This window comes from Mesorhizobium sp. M7A.F.Ca.US.006.04.2.1 (genome assembly GCF_004022915.1).
Taxonomy (GTDB): domain Bacteria; phylum Pseudomonadota; class Alphaproteobacteria; order Rhizobiales; family Rhizobiaceae; genus Mesorhizobium; species Mesorhizobium ciceri.
This window is the reverse complement of the sequence record NZ_RZQA01000916.1, coordinates 1-2,389: the sequence shown is the minus strand read 5'-3', so window position 1 is coordinate 2,389 and position 2,389 is coordinate 1. Positions and strand designations below refer to the sequence as shown.

Here is a 2,389-nt window from a genome sequence, read left to right as displayed (position 1 = left end):
ACCCTGGACCGCGACGATCTGGAAGGACTGGACGGGCAAGATCAGGGAAGCGACCGGCCGCAAGGGCAAGGCGTTGTTCATGCCGCTCAGGACAGCCCTTACCGGACTGCCTTCGGGGCCGGAGCTTGCAGATCTATTGCCGCTGATGGGTCGGGAAGGAACGTTGGCCCGACGACCCTGACCTTGCGCTGTTCCGGCGGCAGCGCGGACACGGGCGACGTCACCGGCCTGGCGGAAAGCCGCTTGATCGCCTCGCGGTCGAGCCCACCTTCCAGATTGGCCAGCGTTTCGGGATCGGCGCCCGGATCAGGTTTTGCAACCGGGACTGGAATGAATGATGACGCGTCTGTCTCTGGCTGCGATTGCACCGGATTCGGCGGATTGCCGGCAATGATCTGGAAGCCCTGCGCAGCGGCGTTGCAGCCGCAAGCCGGCGGCCGCGACATGCCGGGCCGCTTGTAGAGATAGGCGGTCGGCAATTCGCTGTAAGGTCGGCCGGTGACAGATGACATCATCGACGCCGAATCGTCGTCCATGCCGCGCGAATAGAAAACCTGCATCTCGGTGCCGGGGCAGCTCGATTCGCAATTCTTCTGGTCGCGTTCGAAATCGCCTGCCGAGGCCGAGTTCGACATAGGGAAAAAGTAGCCGTCGCAGGTGCGCACACAGGACGTGTGGAATTCGCCACCGACGCTCGGAAAATCCGGTACGCCGGGCTGGTTGAGCACACGGCGGACATTGCGCTCCTCGCTGGGATCGTCGGGCTGGTTGGGTTCATCAAGCATATCGAGCTGCTTGCTGTTGCCGCCGAAGAGCTGATCGAACAGGTTTGCGCTGCCGCCGTCGCGGTTCGCTTCCTGCAAAGGCGCACGCCGAGGCGCAACGGTGTCGTCGCGGCAGCCATTGGCGTCGAGCGCCGCCAGGATGCGTCCGCGATCGCGGCGAGAGCCACCGCCAGCCAGCCGCTCGCGCTTGTTTTGCAAGGCGTCGAGATTGGCATTCATGCGGTCGATGGTGGCGTTGAGCCCGGCGCATTGATTGAGGTTGCGGCCAAACAGCGAAAAACCGCACCCGGCCTGGCTCGCCTGGCTGCGAGCCTTCGAAATCTGCTCATACTGCCTGGCAATCGCGGAATCGTATTTCCGGACTAGCGCCGGACCGCCACCGCCGCCGCGCGAGGACGCGGCAAGATCGGCTTCCAACTGGCGGCAGACCCGCGAAGCAGCCTGTGGCTCGGCTACTCCCCAGGTTGCGGACAACAGCAGGCCAAGCAGCACGGCAGCATGCGCCTGCTTCCACCCTCCGCTTGCCATCCGCCCAAACTCCGCCTTCCAAATCGGCTGTTAGCCCCGCAAGGCTACCGTGTTCGCGGTTAACTGCAGTTTACCGCGAAATCCGTGTTCAGCCCAGATTGACGACCGCTTGTGCCTTGTGGGCGGCTTCGACCACGGCAAGCGCCGTCATGTTGACGACGCCGCGCGAGGTGACAGACGGCGTCAATATATGCGCCGGCATGTCGGTGCCGAGCAGGATCGGCCCGACATGCAGCGCATCCGTCATGGTTCTGAGCGCCGTCAGCGTGATGTTGGCCGAATCGAGGTTGGGGAACACCAGCAAATTGGCTTCGCCCTTCAGTCTCGAATGGGGATAGACGCGCTGGCGCAGGTGCTCCGACAGAGCAGTGTCCGCATGCATCTCGCCATCGCATTCAAGGTCAGGCGCGATGCGCGCCAGGATCGCCGCTGCTTGCCGCATCTTCAGGGCGCTGGGCGAATCGCGCGAGCCGAAATCGGAATGCGACAAGAGTGCTGCCTTCGGCTCGATGCCGAAGCGCTGGATTTCTTCCGCCGCCAGCACCGTCATCTCGGCGATTTCTTCCGCCGTCGGGTCGACGGAGACGTGGGTGTCGGTCAGAAAGATGATGCCGCGCTGCGAGATCAGCATTGAAAGCGTCGACAGGTCGTGGTCCTTGATGCCGGCGCGGGGGCCGATGATCAAGGTGACGTTGCGCAGATGCCGCTCGAACCGACCTTCGAGGCCGCAGACCATGGCGTCGGCATCGCCGCGTTTCAGCGCAAGTGCTGCGATCACCGTGTTGTCGGTGCGCACCATGGTGCGCGCGGCCTCCGTCGTCACGCCACGCCGGCCGGCGAGTTCGATCAAAAGGTCGACATAGTGGCGGTAGCGCGGATCGTCTTCCGGGTTGATGAGGCCGAAATCGACCCCGGGCTTGATGCGCAGGCCGTAGCGCTTCAGGCGCACTTCGATGACGTGCGGGCGGCCGATCAGGATCGGCTCGGCGATGCCTTCCTCGAGCACCACCTGGGCAGCCCGCAGCACGCGCTCATCCTCGCCGTCGGCATAGATGACGCGCTTGGCGCTCGATGCC

General features: G+C 64.2%; 2 protein-coding genes and 1 pseudogene. 1 reads left to right on the top strand and 2 read right to left on the bottom strand.

The genetic code is table 11. The annotated features are described in order from the left end of the window. Positions 1 to 181 (top strand): annotated as a pseudogene (locus EN925_RS41075) (glutamate--tRNA ligase); the annotation flags it as partial. Here the strand turns inward: EN925_RS41075 and EN925_RS32130 are convergent. Beyond that, positions 99 to 1,313 (bottom strand): DUF2865 domain-containing protein, encoded by a 1,215-nt coding sequence (locus EN925_RS32130; protein ID WP_128337215.1) that lies wholly within the window; start codon positions 1,311 to 1,313, stop codon positions 99 to 101. The pseudogene EN925_RS41075 and the gene EN925_RS32130 overlap by 83 nt on opposite strands. Before the next feature lie 88 nt (positions 1,314 to 1,401). Continuing rightward, a partial coding sequence (locus EN925_RS32125) for a phosphate acyltransferase (protein WP_281040678.1) occupies positions 1,402 to 2,389 on the bottom strand: 988 nt, incomplete at its 5' end.

Excerpts from the sequence above, each read along its gene's own strand:
- EN925_RS32130 (WP_128337215.1), bottom strand. The coding sequence starts at position 1,313 with ATGGCAAGCGGAGGGTGGAAGCAGGCGCATGCTGCCGTGCTGCTTGGC.